Source organism: Bradyrhizobium sp. Leo170, assembly GCF_004296405.1.
In the GTDB taxonomy this organism is placed as follows: domain Bacteria; phylum Pseudomonadota; class Alphaproteobacteria; order Rhizobiales; family Xanthobacteraceae; genus Bradyrhizobium.
In genome coordinates this window covers 1-4,879 of sequence record NZ_PSRR01000477.1, presented here as the reverse complement: position 1 = coordinate 4,879, position 4,879 = coordinate 1, and the positions used below count along the sequence as shown (strand labels likewise).

The 4,879-nt window shown below is 63.1% G+C and carries 3 protein-coding genes and 1 pseudogene; 2 read left to right on the top strand and 2 right to left on the bottom strand.

Going from position 1 to position 4,879, the window contains the following annotated elements:
* Positions 1 to 353 precede the first annotated feature (353 nt).
* Together CWO89_RS40740 and CWO89_RS40735 are read right to left on the bottom strand one after the other, a co-directional pair.
* On the bottom strand, positions 354 to 1,706 hold the full coding sequence (locus tag CWO89_RS40740) for a malonyl-CoA decarboxylase (protein WP_130583891.1): 1,353 nt from the start codon (positions 1,704 to 1,706) through the stop codon (positions 354 to 356).
* A gap of 106 nt (positions 1,707 to 1,812) precedes the next feature.
* Positions 1,813 to 2,613: an AraC family transcriptional regulator gene (locus tag CWO89_RS40735; RefSeq protein WP_165421535.1), complete on the bottom strand. Its 801-nt coding sequence runs from the start codon at positions 2,611 to 2,613 to the stop codon at positions 1,813 to 1,815.
* A gap of 91 nt (positions 2,614 to 2,704) precedes the next feature.
* On the opposite strand from CWO89_RS40735, the pseudogene CWO89_RS40730 reads away from it, so the two are divergent.
* Positions 2,705 to 3,897: pseudogene (locus tag CWO89_RS40730) on the top strand (MFS transporter).
* A gap of 199 nt (positions 3,898 to 4,096) precedes the next feature.
* On the top strand, positions 4,097 to 4,879 hold a 783-nt coding region (locus tag CWO89_RS40725; protein WP_130583889.1), incomplete at its 3' end, for an adenylate/guanylate cyclase domain-containing protein.

Sequence of the window (4,879 nt, the reverse complement as noted above, 5' to 3'; positions counted from 1 at the left end):
AGGGTGGAAAGTGACGCAAAGCTCGGGCATCTCGTGCCGCGAGAACGCGAACTCACATCCTCTCCGCTGTTTGACATTTGAATCAGGACCTGACCCCGTCATTGCGAGCGCAGCGAAGCAATCCATGTCTCGGCAAGTGGAGCAATGGATTGCTTCGCTGCGCTCGCAATGACGGGGAGAGAACAAGCCAAGCGCGCAACTGCCGTAGGGTGGGCAAAGCGCATACTTGCACCGTTGTTCAAACAAACACAGGCGTAAGCGTGCTCACCATCACGAGCGGAGTGCTGGAAGGTGGGCACGGCGCGAAGAGCGCCTTTGCCCACCCTACGGAGCGGACGCTCACGCCGCGCCCGTCACGACAGCCGCATCTCGAGCAGCCGGCGGCCTTCGCCCTTGAGCAGTTTCTTCACGGCGCTGGAGGCGATCACCTCGCCATTGTTGGCGTAGGCTTCGTGGTTCTTCTCGATATCGTCGAGGCGATAGAGATAGTTGACCATGATGCCGGCGGATTCGCGCAAGCCTTTCGGCGCGAGGTCGCCGAGCCAGTTGATGCGCTCGAGCCGTGCGCCGTTGCCGAGGTGGAACCGCGCCACGGAATCGATCAGCCGTCCCTTCGGCGTCCGCGCCTTCAGGAAATAATAGGCGGCGAGCGGCTCCAGCACGGTGCGGAGCTGCGCCGCCAGTTCGGCATTCTCGAACCAGTCGGGCTTGCTGAGGCCTTCGAGCAGCACCCGGTCCTCGTCGGAGAGCGGCGCGTCGGTCGCCTGCCTCAGCCATTGCATGAAGCCCGGCACCGGCGACAGCGTCACGAAGGTGTCGAGCTTCGGCAATTCGCGGCGCAACTCCTCGACCACTTGCTTGATCAGGAAACTGCCGAAGGAGATCCCGCCGAGCCCGCGCTGGGTGTTCGAGATCGAATAGAACACGGCGGTGCGGGCGCGCTCGATCGCTACCGGCTCGCGCTGCTCGGCAAGCAGCGGTGCGATCGCGCCGGGGATCGTCTCGGTCAGCGCGACCTCGACGAAGATCAGCGGTTCGTCGTTCAACGCGGGATGGAAGAACGCGTAGCAACGGCGGTCGATGGGATCGATGCGGCGGCGCAGGTCGTTCCAGTCGCGGATCTCATGCACCGCTTCGTAGCGAATGATCTTCTCCAGAATATTGGCCGGCGTCGACCAGTCTATCCTGCGCAGCACGAGAAATCCCCTGTTGAACCAAGAAGAGAGCAGATGGGTGACGTCGCGATCGAGCGACTCGAGGTCCTTGTTGCCTTTCATCAGGTTGAGCAGATCCGCACGCATCGCCACCAGTTCGCTGGTGCCGCCCGGCGCGCGGTTGAGCCGGCGGATCAGTTCCTGCCGGCGCGGCTCGGAGGCAAAATGCAACTCGCTGGCTTCACCGTCGTCGGAACCCTTGCGCCAGGCCTCGATCGCCTGCATCAGCTTCGCGCGGTCAGGGCCGAAATCCCGGGACAACGTCTGGAAGAACGCCAGCCGCTCCGCAGCGTCGAGATGGTGATAGCGGTCGAGTACCTCGCGCGCCAAGGCGGTGCCGGAGGCTTCGCCGCGGCCCGACAACAGCGCTTCGCACAATTCAAGAAGCTCGGAAGCGTCCTGCTTCGCGTCCAACGAATTGCCTCGCCGGAGCAGCGTCCGGCCGCGCTCGGAAATCGTTGCAAGCAGGTCGGAGAAAAAGGCACTGGCCATGGGAAGGATCGAATCCGGTTACACCGAACCTTGCATAGGATTTAGGTTCCTGCCGACTATAATCAAGAACACCATTTTGTCATGACTTGCCAATGAAGTCTCGCGTTCATTCCTTGCCCGCAAATTCTGTCGGCGTCTTGCCGGTCACCTGACGGAAGGCGTGAGAGAACGCTGGAACGCTGGCATAGCCAAGGTCGGAGGCGATCTGCTTGATCGACACATTAGATTCTGTCGACAACCGTTCGATTGCGGCTGCAATGCGGGCGCGCTGGTACCAGCTCTTGAAACTGAGCTGCGTTTCAGACGAGAACAGACGCGACAAGGTTCGCGCCGACGTGCCGACCTCGCGCGCTAGCGTCTCGATTTCATATGGGGTGGTGGGATTGGCGAGGACGATGTTGGCGGCGCGCCGGCAGCGCGGTTCCTGCGGCAGCGGAATGAAGGTCGCGGAATCCTCGGCCTGGTCCAGTTCCAGCATGAGGAGTTGCAGCAGAAGCGCGGTTCGCTCGTGATCATCCCGTCTGTCGAACAGCGCCAGGATGGTCTGGTGCAAGAGCGGCGATATCCGCACCACGAATTCGGAGCCGAGGCTGTTGCCGCGCGCGTTGCGCTTCAGCCACGGCAATTCGAAATACAGCGTGCGCATCTGGATGTCGGCGAGCACGTCGATCGAATGCTCCAGCAGGGCTGGCACCCACACCGCGCGATCCGGCGGCACCAGCCAGCGGCCCTTGGGCGTCGTCACCTGCATGGTGCCCTCGGCGGCGTAGACCAGTTGCGATTCGCGGTGCATGTGGGTGTCGAGCCGCACGCCCCGCCGGTAGTGGCGTGCGACCAGATGCACGCCGTCGCTGGTGGCGCGCTGGCCCCGCAAGATCGCGGCAATTGGCGTTTCGGCGACAGTCATTGGCGACATCCCGTCAGGACAACTCCCTATAACCTAGTTCGGGAAGCAAGAGGAATCCCCAAGGGGACATCTCAAGAGGACTTCTAAAGGGATCGAAACAGGATCAACGCATGAACAGCCCCGGCCGGTGATCACCTACGTCAACGCCGCCCATTTCATTGACCATTATTCGATGCTGATCTTCGCCGCCGCCGTCATCGTGATGGGTCCGGCGCTCGGCATGGCCTATTCGGAATTGCTGCCTTACGCCACCCCGGGCTTCATCGCCTTCGGCGCCGGCTCGCTGCTGACAGGCTGGCTCGGCGACCGCTGGAGCCGCCGTCATATGATGGTGATCTTCTTCATCGGCATCGGCCTGTCCATGATCTCGGTCGGCTTTGTGCAGACACCTCTGCAGCTTGGCGCGGCGCTGTTCGCGATCGGCGTGTTCGCCTCGATCTACCATCCGGTTGGCACCGCCATGTGTCCTATGCCGACAAGCTCGGTCGCGAGATGGGGCTGAACGGGGTCTGGGGCAATCTCGGCGTCGCCTCCTCGGCGCTGGCCACCGGTGTGATCGGCCAGTATCTCGGCTGGCGCTACGCCTTCATCATTCCCGGCGTCCTCACCGTGCTGCTCGGCATCGTCTTCGCGCTCAGCGTGGTGCATGAGGATCGCAAGGGCACCAAGCAGGCCGCAGCCCAGGCGCGCGTCGCGAAGAAGGACATGTGGCGGGTGATCCTGGCGCTCCTGATCGTGGTGATCGCGATCTCGACCACCTTCAACGCGGTGACGGTGGCGCTGCCGAAACTGTTCGCCGAACGGCTCGCCGACCTGACCAGGAGCCCGGCGCTGCTCGGCGTGATCGCAGCCAGCGTCTATGTGTTCGGCGCGATGACGCAGTATACGATCGGCAAATTGCTCGACCACCATTCGCTCAAGACGGTGGCGCTGCCACTGTCCTTCATGCTGGCGCCGTTCCTCTATCTGGCAGCGACGCTGTCGGACCTGCCGCTGATCCTGGTGTCGATCGGCATCGTGATGGGCGCCTTCGGCCAGGTTACGGTCAACGACGCCATGGTCGGCAAGTACACCAGCGAGGAATGGCGCTCGCGCGCCTATGCGGTGCGCTATTTCGTCGGCTTCACCGCGGCCGGCGCCTCGGTCGGGCTGGTCGCCTGGCTCTATGAGCAGGGCGGGTTCGTCACCATGCTGCGTGCGTTCGCCGCGCTCTGTCTATTGGCGATTGCGGCGGCCATTATCCTGCCCCGCGAGATCAGGACGGCGGCACCGCAGGTGAATTGAGGTTGGGGATATTTGGTCGCGGACACGCAAGGTTGATCGCTGTGTGAACTGCATCACTTCATGCGTCGCACAATATCTGGCAAACTTGTTCCGGGTGAGGAGTGTGATAGGCTCTTTATGGGTAGACCTTTAGGTTTCGGGGGCTGAGGCTAATTGCGCCTCAACGCTGTATTTGCGGTTTTTGGAGCCCAACCGATCCATGGGTGAGATTCGCGACTTCAAGTCGGGTAGGCACGAGCGGCCGCCGGGTGATCCGACGCCGCGGCGCCTTGCCGCGATCGTCGCAGGCGACATCGCCGGCTACAGCCGCCTGATGCAGCTCGATGAGGAGGGCACGCACAACCGCGTCAAGCGGATCGAGCGCGACCTGATCGAGCCGACCATCGTGGAGCATCACGGCAAGCTGGTGAAGACGACCGGCGACGGCTTCATTGCGATGTTCGACAGTCCGGTCGAAGCCGTCAGGTGCAGCATCGTGATCCAGCAGAACCTGGTCGGCCGCAACGCGGCGGTACCGAGGGACTACTGGATTGAGTACCGGATCGGCGTCAATCTCGGCGACGTCATCATCGAGCCCGACGATATCTATGGCGACGGCGTCAACGTTGCGTCGCGCCTTGAAGGGATCGCCGAGCCGGGGCAGGTCTTCATCTCCGGTGGCATCTACGAGCAGATCAAGCACAAGCTGGTGTGCGGCTACGAGTCGCTCGGCGACCGCAAGGTCAAGAACATCACCGATCCGGTGCGGGTCTATCGCGTGCTGCCGGATGCGGCGGCCTTCCAGCGGACGCGCCGGCGGCGCGAGAACATCTTGATCTTCCTGCTCAGCATCACGCTCGCGATCATCGCCGGCGGCATCCTCTGGTCCTTGCTGATACCGCGGAGCGAAAAGCTGGCGCTGCGGACGCCGGCGCCAGCGGCATCGCCGGCGCCCGCGGCATCGCCGAAGGCGGCCGAACCGGCACCCGCGACGAAACAGGCG

Bases quoted from the DNA above. Each gene is read 5' to 3' on its own strand.
- CWO89_RS40740 (WP_130583891.1), bottom strand. From the start codon at position 1,706: ATGGCCAGTGCCTTTTTCTCCGACCTGCTTGCAACGATTTCCGAGCGC.
- CWO89_RS40735 (WP_165421535.1), bottom strand. From the start codon at position 2,613: ATGACTGTCGCCGAAACGCCAATTGCCGCGATCTTGCGGGGCCAGCGC.